Annotated in this window: 19 protein-coding genes; 18 read left to right on the plus strand and 1 reads right to left on the minus strand. The window is 64.8% G+C overall.

Going from position 1 to position 22183, the window contains the following annotated elements:
• Nucleotides 1–114: 114 nt before the first annotated feature.
• The 18 genes from ptsP to CGX12_RS01380 all read left to right on the plus strand — a co-directional run bounded on the left by ptsP (nucleotide 115) and on the right by CGX12_RS01380 (nucleotide 21536).
• Nucleotides 115–2967 carry a phosphoenolpyruvate--protein phosphotransferase gene (gene ptsP / locus CGX12_RS01295; protein ID WP_094038089.1) on the plus strand — a complete coding sequence of 951 codons (2853 nt, stop codon included), beginning with the start codon at nucleotides 115–117 and terminating at the stop codon, nucleotides 2965–2967.
• Nucleotides 2964–3908 (plus strand): 1-phosphofructokinase, encoded by a 945-nt coding sequence (gene pfkB, locus CGX12_RS01300; RefSeq protein ID WP_094038090.1) that lies wholly within the window; start codon nucleotides 2964–2966, stop codon nucleotides 3906–3908. Before ptsP ends, pfkB begins: the two co-directional genes overlap by 4 nt.
• A complete protein-coding gene (locus CGX12_RS01305; protein ID WP_094038091.1) occupies nucleotides 3909–5654 on the plus strand; it encodes a PTS fructose-like transporter subunit IIB in 1746 nt (581 codons plus the stop codon).
• 267 nt (nucleotides 5655–5921) lie between these two features.
• Nucleotides 5922–8732 (plus strand): carbamoyltransferase HypF, encoded by a 2811-nt coding sequence (gene hypF / locus CGX12_RS01310; RefSeq protein ID WP_094038092.1) that lies wholly within the window; start codon nucleotides 5922–5924, stop codon nucleotides 8730–8732.
• A 49-nt stretch (nucleotides 8733–8781) separates the two neighbouring features.
• On the plus strand, nucleotides 8782–9039 hold the full coding sequence (locus tag CGX12_RS01315; RefSeq protein WP_094038093.1) for a HypC/HybG/HupF family hydrogenase formation chaperone: 258 nt from the start codon (nucleotides 8782–8784) through the stop codon (nucleotides 9037–9039).
• Nucleotides 9029–10168 (plus strand): hydrogenase formation protein HypD, encoded by a 1140-nt coding sequence (gene hypD / locus CGX12_RS01320; protein ID WP_094038094.1) that lies wholly within the window; start codon nucleotides 9029–9031, stop codon nucleotides 10166–10168. Before CGX12_RS01315 ends, hypD begins: the two co-directional genes overlap by 11 nt.
• Entirely contained in the window at nucleotides 10161–11195 is a 1035-nt protein-coding gene (gene hypE, locus CGX12_RS01325; RefSeq protein ID WP_094038095.1) for a hydrogenase expression/formation protein HypE, read from the plus strand. The genes hypD and hypE overlap by 8 nt, the downstream gene beginning before the upstream one ends.
• Before the next feature lie 2 nt (nucleotides 11196–11197).
• Complete coding sequence (locus CGX12_RS01330; protein ID WP_094038096.1) at nucleotides 11198–11524, plus strand: hydrogenase maturation nickel metallochaperone HypA/HybF; 327 nt, start codon at nucleotides 11198–11200, stop codon at nucleotides 11522–11524.
• Entirely contained in the window at nucleotides 11524–12264 is a 741-nt protein-coding gene (gene hypB / locus CGX12_RS01335) for a hydrogenase nickel incorporation protein HypB (protein WP_094038097.1), read from the plus strand. The genes CGX12_RS01330 and hypB overlap by 1 nt, the downstream gene beginning before the upstream one ends.
• Entirely contained in the window at nucleotides 12261–13373 is a 1113-nt protein-coding gene (locus tag CGX12_RS01340) for a 4Fe-4S dicluster domain-containing protein (RefSeq protein WP_094038098.1), read from the plus strand. Before hypB ends, CGX12_RS01340 begins: the two co-directional genes overlap by 4 nt.
• Nucleotides 13366–14184, plus strand: coding sequence for an FAD/NAD(P)-binding protein (locus CGX12_RS01345; protein WP_094038099.1), 819 nt, complete (start codon nucleotides 13366–13368; stop codon nucleotides 14182–14184). Before CGX12_RS01340 ends, CGX12_RS01345 begins: the two co-directional genes overlap by 8 nt.
• Nucleotides 14181–14978, plus strand: a complete 798-nt coding sequence (locus CGX12_RS01350; protein WP_094038100.1) for an NADH-quinone oxidoreductase subunit B family protein — start codon at nucleotides 14181–14183, stop codon at nucleotides 14976–14978. Before CGX12_RS01345 ends, CGX12_RS01350 begins: the two co-directional genes overlap by 4 nt.
• Entirely contained in the window at nucleotides 14975–16279 is a 1305-nt protein-coding gene (locus tag CGX12_RS01355) for a Ni/Fe hydrogenase subunit alpha (RefSeq protein WP_094038101.1), read from the plus strand. The genes CGX12_RS01350 and CGX12_RS01355 overlap by 4 nt, the downstream gene beginning before the upstream one ends.
• Before the next feature lie 99 nt (nucleotides 16280–16378).
• The gene (acsA, locus tag CGX12_RS01360; RefSeq protein ID WP_094038102.1) at nucleotides 16379–18163 is read left to right on the plus strand and encodes an acetate--CoA ligase; all 1785 of its coding nucleotides are present in this window, start codon (nucleotides 16379–16381) and stop codon (nucleotides 18161–18163) included.
• Entirely contained in the window at nucleotides 18141–19139 is a 999-nt protein-coding gene (gene pdhA / locus CGX12_RS01365) for a pyruvate dehydrogenase (acetyl-transferring) E1 component subunit alpha (RefSeq protein ID WP_094038103.1), read from the plus strand. The genes acsA and pdhA overlap by 23 nt, the downstream gene beginning before the upstream one ends.
• Nucleotides 19136–20119 carry an alpha-ketoacid dehydrogenase subunit beta gene (locus CGX12_RS01370; RefSeq protein ID WP_217898101.1) on the plus strand — a complete coding sequence of 328 codons (984 nt, stop codon included), beginning with the start codon at nucleotides 19136–19138 and terminating at the stop codon, nucleotides 20117–20119. The genes pdhA and CGX12_RS01370 overlap by 4 nt, the downstream gene beginning before the upstream one ends.
• Nucleotides 20116–21255: a dihydrolipoamide acetyltransferase family protein gene (locus CGX12_RS01375; RefSeq protein WP_094038104.1), complete on the plus strand. Its 1140-nt coding sequence runs from the start codon at nucleotides 20116–20118 to the stop codon at nucleotides 21253–21255. Before CGX12_RS01370 ends, CGX12_RS01375 begins: the two co-directional genes overlap by 4 nt.
• A complete protein-coding gene (locus tag CGX12_RS01380) occupies nucleotides 21252–21536 on the plus strand; it encodes an acyl carrier protein (RefSeq protein ID WP_094038105.1) in 285 nt (94 codons plus the stop codon). The genes CGX12_RS01375 and CGX12_RS01380 overlap by 4 nt, the downstream gene beginning before the upstream one ends.
• A 25-nt stretch (nucleotides 21537–21561) precedes the next feature.
• On the opposite strand, the gene ribA is transcribed toward CGX12_RS01380, so the two are convergent.
• A complete protein-coding gene (gene ribA, locus CGX12_RS01385; RefSeq protein ID WP_094038106.1) occupies nucleotides 21562–22161 on the minus strand; it encodes a GTP cyclohydrolase II in 600 nt (199 codons plus the stop codon).
• Nucleotides 22162–22183: the final 22 nt, after the last annotated feature.

A 22183-nucleotide genomic window follows, 5' to 3' on the forward strand; every position in this document is an offset into this window, starting at 1 on the left:
ATAGCTTGCCTGAATAGCTGAAACGATTCAGTATGAATTCAGTTACAAAATAACCCAAGTTCCTTCCATCTTGTTCTAGGGTGTAAATATCCTTGTAAATCAGCAGGTGATGTCATGCTTTCACTGTCTACACAAGACGTAAAAATCGGTGCCGCCTTGGCCGACAAGACTTCCGTGATCAATGCGCTGGCCCAGTGGCTGGAGCAGGATGGCAATGTGGCCGCCGGATACGAGGCCGGCATGCTGGCACGTGAAGCCCAAACCGCCACCTACCTGGGGCAGGGCATCGCCATCCCCCACGGCACCCAGGATACCCGCCATCTGGTGAAAAAAACCGGTATCAAGGCCATCCACCTGCCCGAAGGCGTAGAGTGGGGCGACGGTGAAAAAGCCTATCTGGTGCTGGGCATCGCCGCCGGCTCCGACGAACACCTGGGGCTGCTCAAGCAACTGGCCCGGGCCCTGTCCCAGGACGATCTGGCCGAACGGGTCAAGGCCGCCCGCGAGCCGCAGGATATTTTGCAACTATTGCAGGGTGATAGCGAGCCCGAATTGGCCCTGGGCGTGGAAAGCATCGCCGTCAAGGCCAAGGCCAGTTCCCTGAGCCAGCTGGCCGAACAGGCCGCAGTGCTGCTGCAGGCCTCGGCCGGCGAGCAGTCCGCCCTGATCAAGGGTGACGCCAGTCACCTGGGACAGGGCTGGTGGCTGAGCCAGACCCCGACCACCGGCTCCTCCCGGGCGGCGCTGGTGACCGTGGACGCCTTCGAGCACCGGCAGCAGCCGGTAGCGGGCCTGCTGGCGCTGGCGGTGAAGGGCGCGGCCCACAAGACCCTGCTGAGCCAACTGGCCGACTGGCTGGCCGCCGGCAAGGGCAATGAACTGGCCGCCCAGGCTTCCGCCGAGGCGCTGCTGGCCGCCCTGAACCAGGGGCCGACCGCCGCCCTGGCCACTGGCGAGGTGACCGTGGTGGTGCGCAACCCCCACGGCCTGCATGCCCGCCCCGGCGCCATGCTGGTGCAGACCGCCAAGAAATTCGAGGCCGACATCCAGGTACGCAACCTGGACGGCGACGGCCACAGCGTGTCCGCCAAGAGCCTGATGAAGGTCATCAGCCTGGGCGTCAAGGCCGGTCACCAACTGGTGTTCAAGGCCGAGGGCAGTGATGCCGAAGCCGCGCTGGCCGGCCTGGTCGAAGCGGTGAACAATGGCCTGGGCGAAGACATCGCTCCGCTGGCGGCCGCCCCTGAGGCCGAGGTCGGGCAGCCCGAGATCCACCAGGTACACGACATCGCGCCCAATACCGAGGTACAGGGCGTGGCCGCCTCGCCGGGCACCGCCATCGGACCCGTCTACGTGGAGTCGCCCATCCAGTTCGACTACCCGGAAAAGGCCGTCGATGCCGCCGCCGAGCAACAAAAATTGAGCGCTGCCATCAAGCAGGCTCACGCCGACCTGGCCGCCAGCGTGGCCAAGGCCACCCAGGCCCAGGCCCGCGAGATCATGGCCATGCACCAGGAACTGCTGGAAGATCCTTCCCTGGCCGAAGGCGCCGCCGAGCGCATGAGCAAGGGGCTGTCCGCCGCCGCTGCCTGGTGGAGCGAGATCGACTCCGCCGCCACCCTGCAGGCGGCGAGCAGCGATGCCCTGCTCGCCGAGCGGGCCGCCGACATCCGCGACATCGGCCGCCGGGTGATGGCCATTTTGTGCGACGCACCGCTGCCGCAGAAGCCGGATACCCCCTACATCTGGGTGGCGGAAGACATCGGCCCCTCCGACGTGGTCAACATGGATCCGGCCAAGGTGCTGGGCATGGTTACCGCCGGCGGCGGCGCCTCTTCCCACAGTGCCATCCTGGCCCGCTCGCTGGGCATTCCGGCCCTGGTGGCCATGGGCGGTGCCGTCATGAGCCTGAAGCAGGGCACCGAAGTGATACTGAACGGCGAGGCCGGCACCCTCTGGGTAGCGCCCGAGGCCGAGCAACTGGCGCAGGCCAAGGTCCGCCAGCAGCAAGAGAAGGAGCTGGCGGAAAAGGCCTGGGCCAGCCGCGATCAGCATGCGACCACCCGCGACGGCCATCGCATGGAGATCTGCGCCAACCTGGGTGAGACCGCCAAGGCGGTGGAAGCGGTGGAAGCCGGTGCCGAGGGCGTGGGCCTGCTGCGTACCGAATTCGTGTTCATGGCCCAGAGCAGCGCCCCCGGCCTGGATGCCCAGATTGCCGAGTACAAGAAGGCCATCGACGCCCTCGACGGCCGCCCCCTGGTGGCCCGGACCCTGGACGTGGGCGGTGACAAGCCGCTGCCTTACTGGCCGGTGCCGAAAGAGGAAAACCCCTTCCTCGGGGTGCGTGGCATCCGCCTGTGCATGCAGAAGCCCGAACTGCTGGAAACCCAGCTGCGTGCCCTGCTGACCGCCGCCGGCGACCAGCCCATCCGCATCATGTTCCCCATGGTGGCGGACTGGTCCGAATGGCGCTGGGCCAAGGACATGTTCGACAAGGTCCAGGCCGAGGTGCAGGCCAAGGACGTGCAGGTGGGCATCATGGTGGAAGTGCCTTCCGCCGCCCTCAACGCCCAGGTGTTCGCCGAGGAGGCCGACTTCTTCAGCATCGGCACCAACGACCTGACCCAGTACACCCTGGCGGTGGACCGCGGCAACGGCGAGCTGGCCAGCCTGTCCGACGGCCTCAACCCGGCGGTGCTGCGGCTTATCAAGATGACCGTCGACGCCGCCCATGCCAAGGGCAAGTGGGTCGGGGTGTGCGGCGAGCTGGGCTCGGATCCCAAGGCGCTGCCGCTGCTGGTGGGCCTGGGGGTGGACGAGTTGTCGGTCAGCCTCAAGCGGGTACCCATGGTCAAGGCCCAGGTCCGCGACTGGAGCCTGACTGCCTGTCAACAACTGGCCGAACAGGCGCTCAAGGCCAGTGACGCCAACGCCGTGCGGGCCCTGGTAGGAGAAGCCAAATGAGTATTTTAACCCTGACCCTGAACCCGGCCCTGGATCTGACCGTATCCCTGGATGGCCTCAAGCCCGGCGAGGTGAACCTCGCCAAATCCGGCCACCTGGGCGCGGCCGGCAAGGGCATCAACGTGGCGCGGGTGCTGGCCGATCTGGGCCATACCCCCAGGGCCTGCGGCTTTCTCGGCCTGAACAACGACTCGTCATTCCGCGCCCTGTTCAGCCAGCACGGCATCGAAGACGACTTCGTGCGCCTGGCCGGCGACACCCGGGTCAACGTCAAGATAAGCGAGCAGGACGGCCGGGTGACCGACATCAACCTGCCCGGCCTCAAGGTGACCGACGTGGACTGGAACCGGCTGCTGGCGCGGCTGGAGTCCCTGGCCAACAACTTCGACACCCTGGTGATGGCGGGCAGCCTGCCGCCCGGGGTCCATCCCCAGCAGCTCGAAGGCATGATCGAAATGTGGCGGGAGCGGGGCAAGACGGTCCTGCTGGACGCCAGCGGCGAGGCGCTGCGGGCGGGCATCAAGGGCCTGCCGGCGCTGATCAAGCCCAATATCGACGAGCTGGCCGGCCTGGTCGGCCGGCCCATCCAGGATGATGCGGACCTGGCCGCCTGCGCCCGCGAGCTGCAGGCCCAGGGCATCGAGCACGTGGTGGTGTCGGCCGGTGCCGACGGCGTGCACTGGTTCAGCCCCAAGGGTTACTGGCGGGCCCAGGTGCCCAAGGTCAAGGTGGTCAGCACCGTCGGGGCAGGGGACAGCCTGGTGGCCGGCCTGTGCGCCGGTTTCGTGGAAGGACTAGAAGAAGCAGAGACCCTGCGCCGGGCCGTGGCACTGTCGTTGATGGCGGTGACCCAGATCGGGGTAGGCATTCGCAATCAAAAGGAAGTCAGTGACTATCAAAACGCCATTCTGATCACTCAGGTCGAGGCCAAGGAGATATAAATGAAGACATTGATCGTAACCGCCTGCCCCAGCGGCATGGCGAGCAGCTACATGGCAGCCCGCCTGTTGCGCCAGGCAGCAGAGGAGCTGGGCTGGCAGGCCACGGTGGAATGCCACAGCCAGCTCGAGCCGGTGATCCCCTTTACCCAGGCCCAGATCGACGAGGCCGAACTGGTGGTGGTGGCCGCCGGCACCGAGCTGGACCTGTCCCGCTTTGCCGGCAAGCCGTTGTACAAGAGTGATATCCAGCAGGCGCTGAACGGGCCCAAGGCCTGGCTGCAGCAGGCCGCCGGCCAGGCGGTCAGGCAGCAGGGGAGCGCGCCGGCCGCCGCTGTCGGCGTCAGGCTGGTGGCCATTACCGCCTGTCCGACCGGGGTGGCCCACACCTTTATGTCCGCCGAGGCCCTGAATGAGACCGCCAAGGCCATGGGCCACCAGATCAAGGTGGAAACCCAGGGCTCGGTGGGTGCCCAGAACGCCCTTACCGCCGAGGACATCGCCGCCGCCGACTGCGTCATCGTGGCCGCCGACATCGACGTCAACCTGGGCCGGTTCGACGGCAAGCGGGTCTACCGCACCAGCACCGGCCAGGCGCTGAAAAAGCCGAAGATCACCATCGAGACCGCCCTCGCCGAAGCCAAGATGTACCAGCATCAGGGGCAGGGCAACGGCGCCGCCCAGGAAGGCAAGGACGACAAGAAACAGGCCGGTCCCTACCAGCACCTGCTGACCGGGGTTTCCTTCATGCTGCCCATGGTGGTGGCGGGGGGCCTTATCATCGCCCTGTCCTTCGTGTTCGGCATCGAGGCCTTTAAAGAGGAAGGCACCCTGGCCGCCGCCCTGATGCAGATCGGCGGCGCCTCGGCCTTCGCCCTGATGATCCCGGTGCTGTCCGGCTATATCGCCTATTCCATCGCCGACCGTCCCGGCATCGCGCCCGGCATGATCGGCGGCATGCTGGCCAGCTCCCTGGGAGCCGGTTTCCTCGGTGGTATCGCCAGTGGTTTCCTGGCCGGCTATGCCGCCCGCTTCCTGGCACGCAACATCCCCATGCCGAAGAGCCTGGAGTCGCTCAAGCCGATCCTGATCATCCCGCTGTTCGCCAGCCTCTTTACCGGCCTGGTGATGATCTACATCGTCGGCGGCCCGGTCGCGGCCATCATGAACACCATGACCGACTTCCTCAACAACATGGGCTCGGCCAACGCCGTGCTGCTCGGTATTATCATCGGGGCCATGATGTGCTTCGACATGGGCGGTCCGGTCAACAAGGCGGCCTACGCCTTCTCGGTCGGCCTGCTGGCGTCCGAGACCTATGGCCCCATGGCGGCGGCCATGGCGGCGGGCATGGTGCCGGCGCTCGGCATGGGCATCGCCACCTTCCTGGCCCGGCGCAAGTTCAACACCAACGAGCAGGAAGCGGGCAAGGCCTCCTTCGTGCTGGGGCTGTGCTTTATCTCCGAAGGGGCCATTCCCTTCGCGGCCCGGGATCCGCTGCGGGTGATCCCGAGCTGCATGATCGGCGGTGCCCTGGCCGGCGCCCTGTCCATGCTGTTCGGCGCCAAGCTGCTGGCACCCCATGGCGGCATCTTCGTGCTGTTCATCCCCAACGCCATCCAGCAACTGACGTGGTACGTGCTGGCCATCGCCGTCGGCTCCCTCGTCACCGGCGTGCTCTACTCGGTACTGAAGCGCAGCGACGCGGAAATGCTGGCCGCCAGCCAGCAGGCCGCCGCCAAGGCATAACGGCCGAAGCAATAAAAAACCCGGGAGTTTCCCGGGTTTTTTGTCTCCAATTACTCACGCCTCACGCCTCACGCCTCACGCCTCACGCCTCACGCCTCACGCCTCACGCCTCGCGCCTCACGCTTCACCACGCCGGTAAAAAGGAAGAAAAGGTGCACTTTGGCAAGGAATGACGAATGCACCTTCTTCACTAAAAACGGGCGCCGCAGCGCCCGTTTTTAGTGGGTGAGCCATAGTTGAAAGACCAGGCATCGAAGAAGGACGGCAATGAAGGCGACGGCCGGGGTACGGATTGTGTTTCTGGGGAACCCTCTGCGGGGCGACGATGCCGCCGGTCTGCGCGCGCTGGCTCTGTGCCGGCGCTTTTCCTGGCCCGACGGGGTCGAGCTGGTGGACGGGGGCACGGGGGGAGTGAGTCTGCTGCCGCTGTTTCGCCACTGCCGGCGCGTGATACTGGTGGACACTTTTTTGACCGCCGGGCGTGCGGGCGGCATTAATCTCTTGCGCAATGTGACGGCGGACGCGCTGGCGGGCAGTGATGGGGCTGAACATGGCGGCGGCATCAAGGGGCTGCTGGCGCTGGTGCCGCAACTGGTATCACCGGCCCCGGTTGTCGATCTGATGGTGATTGGCGGGCACCGTTTTACGCCCTGTACCATCGAGCTCAGCCATGAGCTGGCTTGTGCCCTGCCGGCCTTGTGCCGGCGCCTGCATGGCTATGTAACGGAAGAGCTGATGCCGCCCGGCCTGGCGAGCGAAGCGCCGGCGGGTTACCGCCTGCACATTACCGGGTGTGTGCAGGGGGTGGGCTTTCGCCCCTTTGTTTACCGGCTGGCCACCGGGCTCGGTCTGGTGGGGGAGGTCGGCAATATCGGCACCGGAGTGCAAATCCGGCTGGCCGCCGATGAGCCCACGGTGGCGGCGTTTTGCCGGCGGTTGCGGGCCGAGTGCCCGCCTCATGCCCGCATTGAGCGTATCGATACCGAGCCCTTTGACTGGGTGTCCGCTCCCCGTGTGTTTGAGGTGGTGAACAGCCAGACGAAGGGACAGGGCGCCCGGATCCCGCCGGATCTGGCGCCTTGTCCGGCGTGTCTGGCGGAGCTGAACGACGCCACTGACCGGCGCCATGGTTACCCCTTTATCAACTGCACGAATTGTGGCCCCCGCTATTCCATTGTGCGGGCCCTGCCCTGGGACAGGGCCCATACCGCCATGGCGGATTTTGCCCTGTGCACTGCCTGTGATGAAGAGTATGGCGATCCCGGCAACCGGCGCTTTCATGCCGAGCCCGTGGCCTGTGCCGTTTGCGGTCCGCATTTGTGGCTGCAAGGTGCCGAAGGGCAGCATATTCAGGGTTCCGCGGCGACCCTGCTGGCGCAATGTGCCACCTGGCTGAAGCAGGGGCGAGTGCTGGCGCTCAAGGGCATTGGCGGGTTTCAACTGGCCTGCGATGCCGGCTCGGCAACGGCCATCGGGTTATTGCGCGAGCGCAAGCACAGACCCGCCAAGCCCTTTGCGGTCATGATGCGGGATCTGGCGCAAGTGGACGCCTGGTTTGAACTGAATGACGCCGAGCAGGCGCAACTGAGCAGCCCGGCGGCGCCCATTGTGCTGTTGCCCAGGGCGCGGCTGCGACCGCGGCTGGCGGGCATGGCGGCCGACGCGCTGGCGCCGGGGCTGGCGCACCTCGGTGTGATGGTGGCGAGCTCGCCGCTGCACTGGCTGTTGCTGAACGAGCTGGACGGTCCGCTGGTGATGACCTCGGGCAATGCCGGGGGCGAGCCCATCTGTACCGGTAACCGGCAGGCCCTGTCGGCGCTGGCCCCACTGGCCGATGCGTTTCTGCTGCATGACCGACCCATAGTGAACCGCTGCGATGATTCGGTGCTGGCCGTGGTGGCCGGCCGGCCCAAGCTGATCCGCCGGGCCCGGGGTTTTGTCCCGGAGCCCATCCCCCTGCCTGCCGGGCTGAACGGCACCGTGCTGGCGCTGGGCGCGGATTTGAAAAACAGTTGCTGCCTGGCAGGTTCAGGCCGGGCGGTGCTGTCTGCCCACATGGGCGATCTGGCCAGTCCGGCCTGTCTGGATGCGTTAGGGCAGGAGGTGGAACGTCTGCCGGCGCTGCTGGGCCTCAAGCCCCGGGCCATTGCCGTCGATTTGCATGCCGACTATGCCGCCACCCGGCTGGGCGTGCGCCTGGCAAGGGAGCGCGGACTGCCGTTGTACCGTGTGCAGCATCATCATGCCCATCTGGTGTCCTGCCTGGTGGAAAACAGCCATGGGCCAAATGAGCCGGTGCTGGGCGTGGTGCTCGACGGCCTGGGCCTTGGCGATGACGGCAGCCTGTGGGGCGGGGAGTTCATGCTGGCCGATTATGCCGCTTACCATCGGCTGGGGCGGCTGCGGCCTTTCCCTTTGCTGGGGGGCGACCAGGCCAGCCGACAGCCCTGGCGCAACCTGCTGGCCCAGCGGGTATCGTTTTCTTTATGGCCGGAGCTGCAATCCCGCTGTCCGTTACTGTTCAGGGATGAGGCCGAGACGTTGCTGGCCATGGCGCCGCGTTTTCCGCTGACCTCATCGGCGGGGCGATTGTTCGATGCGGTGGCGGCACTGCTGGGCGTGGCGCCTGCCGAGCAGAGTTTTGAAGGGGAGGCGGCCATGAAGCTTGAAAGCCTGGCCGGCAGGGCGCAGGCCAGCGCCTGTTATGACGTTCGGGTAAGCCGCGAAGGCGAACTCTGGCAACTGGACCCGGCCCCGATGTGGCCCATGATGATCAATGCCCTGCTGGCGGGAGCAAGCGAAGCGGTGCTGGCGGCCAATTTTCACCTAAGTTTAGTGAGTGGGCTGTGCCGAATGGTGCAGCAGTTGCAACGCCAAGCGCGCTTTGACGTCGTGGCCCTGAGCGGTGGTGTGATGCAAAACCGCCTGCTGCTGGCGGCCCTGATTGAGGCGCTGGAAGCGATGGGGCTGATGGTGCTGACCCAAAGCCGGGTGCCCAGCAACGACGGGGGCATTGCCCTGGGTCAGGCCGCCATCGCCCTTGCCCGGGGCAGGAGCAGGGGGAAGGCGCCGCGTTAGCCGGCGCGAGCAGGGTGTTTCGACCTGCGCCGAGGGGAAGGGGGTGTTTATGTGCCTGGGAATACCGGCCCGAATCGTGAGCATTGTGGATGCCGACGCCGGCCTGGCGCTGGCAGAGACCGCCGGGGTACGCCGGCAAATCAATATCGCGCTGCTGGCTGCCGATGGGCGAGCACTCTCGACGCTGGTGGGGAAGTGGGTGTTGCTGCACGTGGGTTTTGCCATGGCGCTGATTGACCAGCAGGAAGCCGACCGCACCCTGGCCTTGCTGGCGCAAATTGAGCAGAGGGAATGTGATGAGCCTTAACACAGACTTTCGTGATGCCGACCGGGTACGGGCCCTGCTGGCCGCCATGACCCCGGTGGCCGGGCGGGTGGCGGCGCGCCTTGGCCGGCCCTTGCAGATCATGGAAGTGTGTGGCGGCCATACCCATGCCATTTTTCGTTTCGGGCTGCACCAGCTCATCCCCGACACCATCGAGTTTATTCACGGCCCCGGCTGCCCGGTGTGCGTGCTGCCGGTGGCGGCGGTGGATCAGGCGGTCGCTCTGGCCCGGCAGCCCAATGTGATCCTGGCAAGCTTTGGTGATCCGCTGCGGGTGCCGGGCAGCCGGGGCAGTTTGCTGCAGGCCAAAGCCGAGGGCGCCGGGGTGAGGGTGCTTTATTCTCCCTATGACGCCCTGGCGCTGGCAAAGGCACATCCCCGCAAACAGGTGGTGTTTTTTGCCATCGGTTTCGATACCACCATGCCGGGCACCGCCCATTCGATTCTGGCCGCCGACCGTGCCGGCATCGGTAACCTGCGTTTTCTCTGTCACCACATTCGGCTGATGCCGACCCTGACCGGCCTGCTTGAGGCGGGCGAGGTTAAGCTGGATGGCTTTGTGGGGCCGGGGCATGTCAGCATGGTGATCGGCAGCCGGGTGTATGCCCCCATTGCTCGGCAGTACCACAAGCCGCTGGTGATTGCCGGCTTTGAGCCGGTGGACTTTCTGCAGGCCCTGTACCAGCTGGTGTTGCAGCTGGATCAGGGGCGTTGTGACATCGAAAACGCCTATGCCCGGGTGGTGGCGGACACAGGCAATCCGGCCGCCCTGCAAGCAATCGAGCAGGCGTTTGAATCGGGCGTTGACGGCCACTGGCGCGGCCTTGGCCGGGTGCCGGGCTCGGGGGTGCGGATACGCGCACCATACCGGCATCTGGATGCGACCGGGCTGCTGGCCGTGGCCGGGCCGGGCAAGGCCGCCGATGATCCCGCCTGGTGCCATGGCGTGCTCACCGGCCGGATCAAGCCGGATCAGTGCCCGCTGTTTCGCCGCCGGTGCACCCCCGAGCACCCGGAGGGAGCCCTGATGGTATCGAGCGAGGGCGCCTGTGCCGCCTACTACCAGTACCGGCCCGAGCAATACCACCCCGAGGAGGCCCGCCGTGACTAGCGCCGAAAAGACCATCACCCTGGCTCACGGGGCCGGGGGCGGGGCCATGCATGCGTTGATCGACGGCCTGTTTCTGTCCGCCTTTGGCGACATGCCCTTGCTGCAAAAGGAGGATCAGGCCCGCTTGCCATTGGCCGGCCTGCAGGCCCGGGGGGACCGGCTGGCGCTGACCACCGACAGCTTTGTGGTCAGCCCGCTGGAATTTCCCGGGGGCGACATCGGCAAGCTGGCGGTGTGCGGCACCTTGAACGATCTGGCCGTGGGCGGGGCCGTGCCGCTTTATCTGAGTGCCGCCTTTATCATCGAGGAAGGACTGCCGCTGGCGCTGCTGCAACGCCTGGTCGGCTCCATGGCCGAGGCCGCCCGCCAGGCCGGGGTTACCATCGTCACCGGGGATACCAAGGTGGTGGAACGGGGCATGGCCGACAAACTCTTTATCAACACCACCGGCGTGGGCGTGATCCCGGCGGGGCTGGCCCTGTCCGTTGCCGCGGCCCGGCCCGGCGACAAAGTGCTGATCAACGGTCATGTAGGGGATCACGGCGCCGCCATCATGCTGGCCCGGGAAGAGCTGGGACTGGAGGGAGAGCTTGCCAGCGACTGTGCCGCCCTGCACACGCTGATCCAGCCGGTACTGGCGCAATGCGCGGGCGTGCGCTGCCTGCGCGACGCCACCCGCGGCGGCCTGGGAGGGGTGCTGAACGAAATGGCCGAGGCGTCGTCGGTGGAGATCCGGCTGACCGAGCAGGATCTGCCCATTCGCCCGCAGACCCGGGCGTTGTGCGAACTGCTGGGGCTGGAGCCGCTGCTGCTGGCCAATGAAGGGCTGGCCGCCATGGTGATCGCCCCCGAGCAGGCCGGGCAGGCCCTGGCGTTGTGGCAGGCTCACCCCCTGGGCCGCCATGCCCGCATTATCGGCGAGGTAAGGGCGCCGGCGTCGCCGGGACGGCTCAGCCTGCTCGGTCCCTACGGTGGCGCGCGGCTGCTGGAGGTGCCTCATGGCCTGCAATTGCCACGGATCTGCTGAGCATGCATGAGCTCTCGGTGGTGCGGGCCCTGCTGACCCAGCTCAAGCCTTATCAACACCGGGAGATCCGCCGCATTACCGTCGAGGTGGGCGCCATGAGCTGCGTGGATGGTGCGCGGCTGCAGTTCTGTTTTGACATGGTCAAGGAAGAGGCCGGGTTAAGCGGTGCCGAGCTGGTCATCCAGGTGGTGCCGGCCCGGGCCGAATGCCGGCACTGCGGCCGGCATTTCACCCCGGACAAACCGGGGGACGCCTGTCCCTGCAGCAGCCACGACTATACTTTGACGTCAGGAAGGCAACTGCTGTTAACGGAAATAGGATTCGGCTGATGTGTGGTCACTGCGGATGTTCCGGCGACAAGGCCCGGTTGTCGACACCGGGCAGCGAAATCCATCGTCACCTTCACCATGAAGGTGACAGCCTGCAATTACAGCAGGCGCTGCTGGCCGGCAACGACGAACTGGCCCGGCAAAACCGCGACTGGCTGACCGCCCATGGTATTACCTGCATCAACCTGATGGGCACCCCGGGCGCCGGCAAGACCCGGCTGCTGGAAGCCACCTTTGCCCATGCCCCCAGACAGGCCGGCTGGCCGCCGATGGCGGTGCTGGAAGGGGATCAGCACACCCAGAACGATGCTCGGCGCATTCAGGCCTGTGGCGGCCGGGTGGTGCAGATCAACACCGGCACCGGCTGTCATCTGGACGCGCACATGATACAGGCGGGGCTGGCCACCCTGGCGGCGCCGGACGGCGCGCTGGTGCTGGTTGAAAACGTCGGCAACCTGGTGTGTCCGGCGTTGTTCGATCTGGGCGAGCAGCACCGCGTCGCCATGATGGCGGTGACCGACGGCGACGACAAACCGGAAAAATATCCCCATCTGTTTGCCGGCTGCGGGCTGGTTATTATCAACAAGGCCGATCTGCTGCCTTATCTGAAGGTGGATCTCGACAGCATAAAAAGCGCCCTGCGCCGGCTTAATCCTCATGTTCAGATCCTGGTGCTGTCGGCCCAGAGCGGCGAGGGGCTGAATGCCTGGTACGACTGGCTGTTGAGCACGCGGTCATGAGCCGGCGTTTTCTGCCGCGAAAGCACCTGCACCGGCTGCATCACGCGCTGGTGCAGGCCGGTTATGAGGTGATTGGCCCGCAAGTGAAAGACGACGCCATTGTGTTCGCGCCGCTGGCACATGTCGATGACCTTCCCTGGGGCTGGCAGGAACAGGCCGACGCGGGCAGCTACCGCCTGCAGCGCACCGCCGGCGAGCGCGCCTTTGCCTGGAACACCGGCCCGCAGGGCCTCAAACCCTGGCTGTTTTTACCTGAGCAACCCCTTTGGCGAGCCGAGCACACCGACGATGGCCTGCGTTTTCGCGCCGTGGAGCCAAAGCCCAGGCTGCTCGCGTTTATCGGCCTGCGGGGTTGCGATCTGGCGGCACTGCGCATTCAGGATCAGCATTTTGTCAAAGGGCCTTATGCCGATGCCTTTTACCGGGCTCAGCGCGAGCACCTCTTTATCGTGGCGGTGAACTGCGGCCGCAGCGCCGACACCTGCTTTTGTGTGTCGACCGGCGACGGCCCCGAGGCCCGTTTCGGTTTTGATATTCTGCTCGACGAGCTGGCAGAGGGCTACCTGTTGCAGACCGGCAGCGACAAGGGCGACACCATTGCGGCTCAATTGCCGCTGAACAAGGCGATGAATAAGCAACTGAGCGAGGCGAAAACCGCGCTGGCGGCCTCCCGCCGGCAACAGCGAGTCATGCCCGGCGAAGCCGAACTGGCGCAGCTGGTGGACCGGCTCGACCACCCGCGCTGGCAGCAGGTGGCCGAACGTTGCCTGGCCTGTGGCAACTGCACCTCGGTCTGCCCTACCTGTTTTTGCTCGAAACAGGACACCGAAGGCGACATTCGCCATCGGCAGGCCGAGCAGGTACAGCGCTGGGACTCCTGTTTCAGCGAGCAGCACAGTTACATCACCGGCAAGGTGATCCGCCATGAACTCCGCCACCGCTACCGGCAATGGCTGGTGCACAAGCTGGCCACCTGGCAGCAGCAATTCGGCCGCAGTGGCTGTGTCGGCTGCGGTCGCTGCATTGCCTGGTGTCCGGTGGCCATCGATCTGGTGGAAGAGAGCCAGGCCCTGCTGGAGGAGCCATCACAGGAGGACGACCATGGCTGACGGGGTGCCCATGGTCGCCACCCTGGCGGCCAAAACCATGGAGGTGCCGGGAGTACATACCCTGAGTCTGGCGCTGGACACGCGCTCACCGTTCGACTTCGATTACGGCCAGTTCAACATGCTTTACCTGTTTGGCGCCGGTGAGGTGGCCATTTCCATCATGGGCTGGCATCAGGGGCTGTTGCAGCACACCATTCGCGCCGTGGGCCGGGTCACGCGGCCGCTGGTGGCGCTGGAGGTCGGCCAGCAGTTGGGCCTGCGCGGCCCCTTTGGCCGGGGCTGGCCACTGGCGCAGCTGCGGGGGAGGGACCTGGTGTTTATTACCGCCGGACTGGGCTGTGCCCCGGTGGTGGCGGCCATTCACCATGCGGTGGCCAACCGGGATCAATACGGTCGCATCGTGATCCTGCAAGGGGTCAAGCACCATGCCGATCTGCTGTGGCAGACGCAGTACCGGCGCTGGCAAACCCTGGGCGAATGCCAGGTATTGCTGGCTGCCAGCGAGGAACACCGGCACCGGCATCACTGGCGGCTGGGGCTGGTGACCGAATTGCTGGCGCTGGCGGAGTTTGATGCTGATCACTGTGCGGTCATGATGTGCGGGCCCGAGATCATGATGCTGGCGGCCCTTAAACAGCTGGCGCGCTTAAAAGTGGCGGACGAGGCGGTTTACATGAGCCTTGAACGCAATTTTCAGTGCGGCCGGGGCCTGTGTGGTCATTGTCAGCTGGGGCCGTATTTTGTCTGCAAGGACGGTCCGGTATTTCATTATCCGCAGGTCAAGCCCTGGCTGGGCAGGGAGGGCGTATGACGGCCAAGCTGACCCTGGCGGTGCACAAGCTGACCTCCTGCTCCGGCTGCCAGCTGGCCTTGCTCAATCAGGGACCGGCGCTGCTGGATTTATTGGAGGAAGTGGAGTTTGTGCACTTCATCGAGGCGGGCATAACCGGGCCCGACAAAACCGTGGATGTGGCCTTGGTCGAGGGCAGTGTGTCCACGCCGGACGATCTCGAACGCGCCCGAACCCTTCGCCGCAACAGCAGGCTGGTGGTGACCATGGGCGCCTGTGCCACCAGCGGCGGCATTCAGGCCCTGCGCAATCTGGCGGATGGCCCGGGCTGGAAAGCGGCCGTTTATGCCCGGCCGGACTTTATCGCCACCCTGGCCACGTCCACCGGGGTAGCCGAGCACATCCAGGTGGACTTTGAACTCTGGGGCTGTCCCATTACCGTGGAGCAGATGCGCCATTTTCTGCGTCAGTTGCGCCTGGGCGTGTGGCCCCGGCCCGAGGCTGAAAAGCTGTGCATGGAGTGCAAGCGCCGTCAGCAGGTGTGCGTCATGGTCACCAGGGGTGCCCCCTGTCTGGGACCGGTGGTGCGCACCGGCTGTGGTGCCCTCTGTCCCGCCTTTGGCCGGGCCTGCTATGGCTGTTTTGGTCCGTCCGAGCAGCCCAACGGCGACAGCCTGGCCAACCGCTTCGCCGGCCTGGGGCTGCTGCCCGACGACATTGCCCGGCGGTTTGCCGCCATTCACAGCCACAGTCCGCCGTTTCGCGAGCAGTACCGGCGCTGGCAGCGCATCGATGTGCGGGAGGTCGACGAATGAAGAAAAAGGCCAGGCGTCGCATCGCTCTCAAGGTGCCCTTTGTAACCCGGCTGGAAGGGGAAGGCAGCCTGGAGCTGAACGCCAGAGGCGACCGCATCGACCGGTTGCATCTGGCCATTTTCGAGCCGCCCCGGCTGTTTGAGAAGTTTCTGGAAGGGCGGGGCTATCAGGAGGTGCCGGATCTCAACGCCCGCATCTGTGGCATCTGCCCCATGGCCTACCAGCTCACTTCCATTCAGGCGATGGAGCGGTTGTTCGGCATAGCGCTGCCCCCGCCGCTGGCGCAACTGAGACTGCTGATGAATCTGGGAGAGTGGGTGCAAAGCCATGCTCTGCATATTCACTTTCTGGCGGCACCCGACTTTCTCGGGTTTGATCATGCCCTCGACATGGCCAAGGTGTTCCCCGAGGTGCTGAAACGGGGCATGTTGCTGCAGGAAGCCGGTAATGCCCTGATGGCGCTGCTGGGCGGTCGCTCCGTACACCCGGTGGGGTTGCAGGTGGGGGGCTTTGGCCGTCTGCCCGATCACGAACGCTGGCATGAAGTGCGTGGGCTGGTGAAGCAGGCGCTGCCCGCCGCCGAGGCACTGGTGCGCTGGACCGCGGAGCTGACGTTGCCCGATTACAGCCACGACTTTATCTGGGTCAGCCTCACCGAGCCCGACGGTTATGCCATCAATGGTGGCCGTATCACCAGCAGCCATGGCCTGAGCCTGGATTATTCCGACTACCCCCGACATTTTGCCGAGCATCAGGAGCCTCATTCCACCGCGCTCTATTCCCTGCTCGATGGCCAGGATTACCTGGTCGGCCCGCTGGCGCGGATGAACAACAGTTTTGAGCGGCTGCCTGCCGAGGTGCGCGCCCTGGCCCGGGAATGCGGCTTTGCGTTTCCCAGCCGCAACATGTTTACCAGCATTCGAGCCCGGGCACTGGAAATATACTGGGCTCTGTTCGAGGCCGACCGATTGCTGGCGCAGCCATGCCCCAACGGCGATGCCAGCCTGCCGGTCACTCCTACCGCGGGAGAATGCTGTTTCTGTACCGAGGCGCCGAGGGGCATGATTTATCATTATTACCGGCTGGATGAGCAGGGCCGGGTGCTGTCCTGCTCCATCATTCCGCCCACCAGTCAGAATCAGGCCCGTATCGAGCAGGATCTCAGGGCTTCGGTCACCCGCTTTGGCCTGCACCACAGCGATCAGGAGCTCAAACTGTTCTGCGAGCGGCTGATCCGCAACTACGACCCCTGCATTTCCTGCTCCACCCATTTTCTGCAGTTCAGGCTGCGGCGCGAATAGCCGGTTTATGGCTAAACTTGCCTGAAGAGCGTCAAAGGGCGGCATCATTCGGCCACCCGCTCTGCCACCCGTAAAGCCACCGGCAAGCAGGAGGCTCGCATGGGCTTTGAAATCATCACCAAGACACCGGAGCCGTCCGGCGTCAGACCCAATCTGCCGGACTACCGGCAAGGCTGTCGTCAGTTTCACTGGCAGCAGGCCCAAGCCAGGATCAAGGGCCATGAGGGGGGCATCAACATCGCCTTTGAGGCGCTGGATCGCCATGTGCTGGAGGGGCAGGGCGAGCAGACGTCGCTTGTCTGGCTGAGCAAACAGGGGGAGCGGCGCACCTTCAGTTACCGTGAATTGCAGGGGCTCAGCAACCGCTTTGCCAGCCTGCTGGCCAGCCTGGGAGTCGTCAAGGGAGAAACCGTGTTCAGCCTGTGCGGGCGCACGCCCCGGCTGTATGCCGCCTTGCTGGGCAGCCTGAAAGCCGGCGCCGTGTTTTGCCCGCTGTTTTCCGCCTTTGGCCCCGAGCCCATTCGTTCCCGTATGGAGATTGGCAATGCCAGGGTATTGATCAGCAGCGCCCGTCTCTACCTGAAAAAAGTCGCGCCCTGGCGCAGCGAGCTGCCCCAGCTTGGGCAGGTGTTGCTCTACGACTGCCACGGCGACTGCCCCGCCGGCTGCCTGGATCTGGACTCCGCTCTGGCGGGGGCCGCCGAAACCTTTCACATCTGCCCGACGCAGCCTGAAGACCCGGCCCTGCTGCATTTTACCAGCGGCACCACCGGCCTGCCCAAGGGCGCCCTGCATGTGCATGAGGCGGTGGTGTATCACAGTTATTCCGCCTGGTGCGCGCTGGATCTGCATCCCGGCGACATTTACTGGTGCACGGCGGATCCGGGCTGGGTTACCGGCACCAGTTATGGCGTGATTGCCCCCTTGTGCAACCGGGTCACCCTGGTCGTGGACGAGGCGGAGTTCGATCCCGAGCGCTGGTACCGGATCCTGGCCGACGAAAAGGTCAATGTCTGGTATACGGCACCCACCGCCATTCGCATGCTGATGAAAGCCGGTGACGAGCTGGTGGCCCGTTATGATCTGGGGGCGCTGCGTTTTCTGGCCAGCGTCGGCGAGCCGCTCAATCCCGAGGCGGTGGTCTGGGGGAAGCGGCTATTTGGCATGCCCTTTCACGACAACTGGTGGCAGACCGAAACCGGCGGCATCATGCTGGCCAATTTTGCATCCGAGCCGGTGAAGCCGGGCTCCATGGGACAGCCGCTGCCGGGCATCACGGCGGGCATCGTCCGGGTGGATGACCAGGGGCGGCTCACCGAGCTGAGCGCTCCCGGCCAGGTGGGCGAGCTGGCGCTGAGGCCGGGCTGGCCGTCCATGTTCAGGGGCTATCTGCATGATGAGCAACGTTACCGCAACTGCTTCAGGGACAACTGGTATCTGAGCGGCGATCTGGCCTGGCGGGATGAGGACGGTTATTACTGGTTTGTGGGGCGCAGCAAGGAGCTGATCAAGTCTTCCGGCCATCTGATCGGCCCCTTTGAGGTGGAAAGCGTGCTACTCGAGCACCCGGCGGTGGCGGAAGCCGGGGTCATTGGTATTCCCGATGTGGTCGCCGGGGAAGTGGTGAAGGCCTTTGTGGCGCTCAAACCCGGTTATGAGGCCGGTGAGGACTTGCTGAAAAGTCTGATGGCTCATGCCAGAAAGCGCCTGGGCCCGGCGGTGGCACCCCGGGAGATCGCCATCAAGGACAATCTGCCCAAGACCCGCAGCGGCAAGATCATGCGCCGCCTGCTGCGGGCCCGCGAGCTGGGCTTGCCACCGGGCGATATTTCCACCCTGGAAAGCGATGAGGGCAATGGTCATGAACACTCACCCCGAAGCTGACGGCAGCGGGCCGGACAGCCGTCACTTGCTGCAGTTGCTGCAGGCAATGTTGCGCATTCGCCGTTTTGAAGAGCGCTGCGCCGAGCTGTATATGGAAGAAAAAATCCGCGGTTTTCTGCATCTTTATATTGGTGAAGAAGCAGTGGCGGTGGGCGTGATGCAGGCGCTGACGGCGGAAGATGCGGTGATCGCTACCTACCGGGAGCACGGCCATGCGCTGGCCCGGGGGCTGGACATGAAAGCGGTGATGGCGGAGATGTTCGGCAAAGTCGGGGGCAGCAGCCGGGGGCGGGGCGGCTCCATGCATATTTTCGACAAGAACAAACGTTTCTATGGTGGCAATGCCATTGTCGCCGGCGCCCTGCCGATGGCGGTGGGACTGGCATTGGCCGACAAGCTGCAGAACCGCCGCCGGGTAACCTGCTGCTTCTTCGGTGAAGGGGCGGCGGCGGAAGGCGAATTTCACGAAAGCCTCAATTTGGCCCAACTGTGGCAACTGCCGGTGCTGTTCGTGTGTGAGAACAACCGCTACGCCATGGGCACGGCCCTGGCCATCTCCGAGTCGGAGCAGCACATTTACAGAAAGGCCGCCAGCTATGGCCTGGACGCCCGCGAGGTGGACGGCATGCAGGTGGCGGCGGTGGAAGCGGCAGCCAGGGAGTCTTGTGACGCCATTCGTCAGGGGGGCGGGCCCCGCTTTCTGGAATGCCTGACCTACCGTTTTCGCGGTCACTCCATGTTTGATACCCAGCTTTACCGTACCCCGGATGAAGTGGAGCAATGGCAGCAAAAGGGCCCCATTGTGCAGCTCAGGAAACTTCTTGAGCAGCGCGGTGAGCTGGATGACGCCCGGTGGCAGCAACTGGAGCAGGCGGTCAGATTGGAGTTGAATGAGGCTGTTTCCTTTGCCGAGCAGTCGGTGTTTGAGCCCGAGTCGGAGCTGTGCCGCGGCGTCTATCAGGAGCCGGAAGCATGAATATGCCAGACATCAGCTACCGTGAGGTGGTGCGGGAAGCCATACGGGAAGCCATTCGGCAGGATCCCCGGGTATTCCTGATGGGCGAGGACGTGGGCCATTATGGCGGCTGCTATGCGGTAACCAAGGGGCTGCTGCAGGAATTTGGCGAGCAGCGGGTGCGGGATACGCCCTTGTCCGAGTCCGGGTTTGTCGGGGCCGGGATAGGCGCGGCGCTGGGGGGCATGCGGCCCATTGTGGAGGTGATGACGGTCAATTTCAGCCTGTTGGCGCTGGATCAGATCGTCAACAATGCCGCCACCCTGCGCCACATGTCCGGTGGCCAGCTGGGGGTGCCGCTGGTGATCCGCATGGCCTGCGGCGCCGGCCGGCAGCTGGCGGCCCAGCATTCCCACAGTCTGGAAAACTGGTATGCCCACGTGCCCGGCCTCAAGGTGCTGGCGCCGGCCACCCTGGCCGATGCCCGTTATATGCTGGCGATGGCCCTGGCGGATCCCGATCCTGTGCTGCTGTTTGAGCATGTGCTGCTCTACAACATGACGGGGCCGGCCCCCACGGCGGAGCAGTGCCCCGACATGCACCGGGCGCTGGTGCGCCGGCAAGGGACGGATCTCAGCCTGGTCAGCTACGGTGGCTCCATGCCCAAGGTACTGGACGCCGCCGAGTTGTTGCAAAGCCGGGACATCAGCGCCGAGGTGATCGATCTGCGCTGCCTGCGTCCACTGGATCTCGACACCCTGTTTGCCTCGGTCAACAAGACCCGGCGCCTGCTGGTAGTGGACGAAGGCTGGCGCACCGGCAGCCTGGCCGGCGAGATTTGCGCCCAGGTGGCGGAGCATTGCTTCTGGTCGCTGGATGCACCGCCCCAGCGGGTGTGCAGCAGAGAGGTACCGATCCCTTATCCCCGGCATCTGGAGCTGGCGGCCACCCCCCAGGTCGAGGGCATAGTGGCTGCCGCCATCAGGGTGGTGGGAAAATGATCAAAACCATCAGCATGCCATCCTTCGGATCCGACATGGCCAAGGGCACGGTGGCGGAATGGCGGGTGAAACCCGGGGATGCGGTTCACCGGGGCGATGTGATCGCCACCATCGACACCATGAAGGGACTGATTGATCTGGAAGTCTTTGACGAAGGCGTAGTTGAGGCACTACTGGCACCGATAGGTGAGCCGTTGCAGGTGGGTGAGCCCATCGCTCGCTTGCGCCTGAGTGGTGATGCCGAACAGGAGGAAACGGTCAGAGAACCCCGGGTACCGAATATGCCTGAGCCGGAACCGACCAGGCCGGCGGCTGCCGGGAGATCCGTTCGCATTTCGCCGGCGGCCCGCCAGCGGGCCGGCCAGTTGGGCATCGACTGGCGTGGTCTGGGACCCGGCAGTGGACCCGATGGCGCCCTGGTGCTGGCGGATATCGAGGCGTTGGCGTCATCGTCAAAGCCGCAGGAAGCGGAGCCGCGGATGCGCCAGGCCATTGCCGATGTGGTGAGTCGCTCCAAGCGGGAGATCCCCCATTACTATCTGGAGCAGGATATTGCCCTGGCGCGGGCCCAGGCCTGGTGCACGGCCTTTAATCATGGCAAGCCCGCCGAACAACTGGTGCTGGCCAATGCCCTTGTCTACTGTGCCCTGGCTCGAGCACTGGCCGAGTTTCCCCGCTTCAACGGTTTTTACCGGGACGGTCACTATTACAGCGAACCCCGGGTGCACCTGGGTAACGTCATCCACCTGCGCCGGGGCGGGCTGGTGGTGCCGGCCATCCATGACGCGCACCTACTGGGAGCGGCACAAATGATGGCGGCCCTTCGGGATCAGGTGATCCGGGCCCGGGAAGGGGGGCTGCGCAGCGCTGAACTGCAGGAGGCGACGGTGACCGTGTCCAGTTTGGGGGAACGGGGAGTGGATCGCATTCAGGGGGTGATCTTTCCGCCGCAAGTGGCCCTGCTGGGTATTGGTCGGGTGCGTCTGGCTCCCTGGGTACAGCAGCAGAACATAGTGCCCATGCTCCAGGCCAGCTTCAGCCTGGCCGCCGACCACAGGGTGAGTGACGGTCACGAGGGCGCCCGTTTGCTTAACCGGATAGACAACTTATTGCAACAGCCGGAGCAACTGGAATGAAAGACAAGCAAGCGCTGACCGAGCTGGTCTGTCGCCACATTCGGGACATAGCACCGGATGCCGATACCGCACAGCTGGATCCGGGAGAAGACATGAGAGACGCACTCGATCTGGACTCGATGGATTTTCTGCGGCTGGTTGAGGCGCTGGGTCGGGAGCTGGAGATACGTATTCCGGAAGCCGACTTTGCCAGCATCACTCAGCTGTCGCAGATGGTGGATTACCTGAGCCGGCACACCGGCGAATCCGAGCAAGAAGATACCGGCCAGGGGCCGGTATGACTCAGGGGGCGGGGGAAAGGAACCTTCAGTCCTGCTCTTTCAGCATATGGCCCAGCTTGCCGGCCTTGGTGTCCAGATAATGCTCGTTGAAGGGGTTGCGGCCTTCCTGCAACGGCACCCGCTCCACCACTTCGATGCCGAAATTTTCCATCGCCTTGACCTTGCGCGGGTTGTTGGTCATCAGCCTGAGCTGTTTGACGCCCAGGCTGCGCAGCATGTCGGCACAGATGGTGTAGTCGCGCATGTCGGCGGCAAACCCCAGCTCGACGTTGGCTTCTACCGTGTCCTTGCCCTGATCCTGCAGGTGGTAGGCGTGGATCTTGTTGAGCAGGCCGATGCCGCGGCCTTCCTGACGCACATAGAGCAGCACGCCCCGGCCTTCCTTGGCGATTTTTTCCATGGCCGCCTGCAGTTGGAAGCCACAGTCACAGCGCAGGCTGAACAGGGCATCGCCGGTCAGGCATTCGGAATGGATGCGGCCCAGTACCGGCTGGCCGTCGGCCACGTCGCCCATCACCAGGGCGGCATGATCCTTGCCTGTGCCTTTTTCTTCGAACCCGACCAGGGTAAAGGTGCCCCAGGGTGTCGGCAGTTTTGAGTTTGCCATCCGGGTAACACTGCTCATGGCGTTCCTCTTCGTGTCTCAT

Source organism: Zobellella denitrificans, from assembly GCF_002237365.1.
GTDB classification, from domain to species: domain Bacteria; phylum Pseudomonadota; class Gammaproteobacteria; order Enterobacterales; family Aeromonadaceae; genus Oceanimonas; species Oceanimonas denitrificans.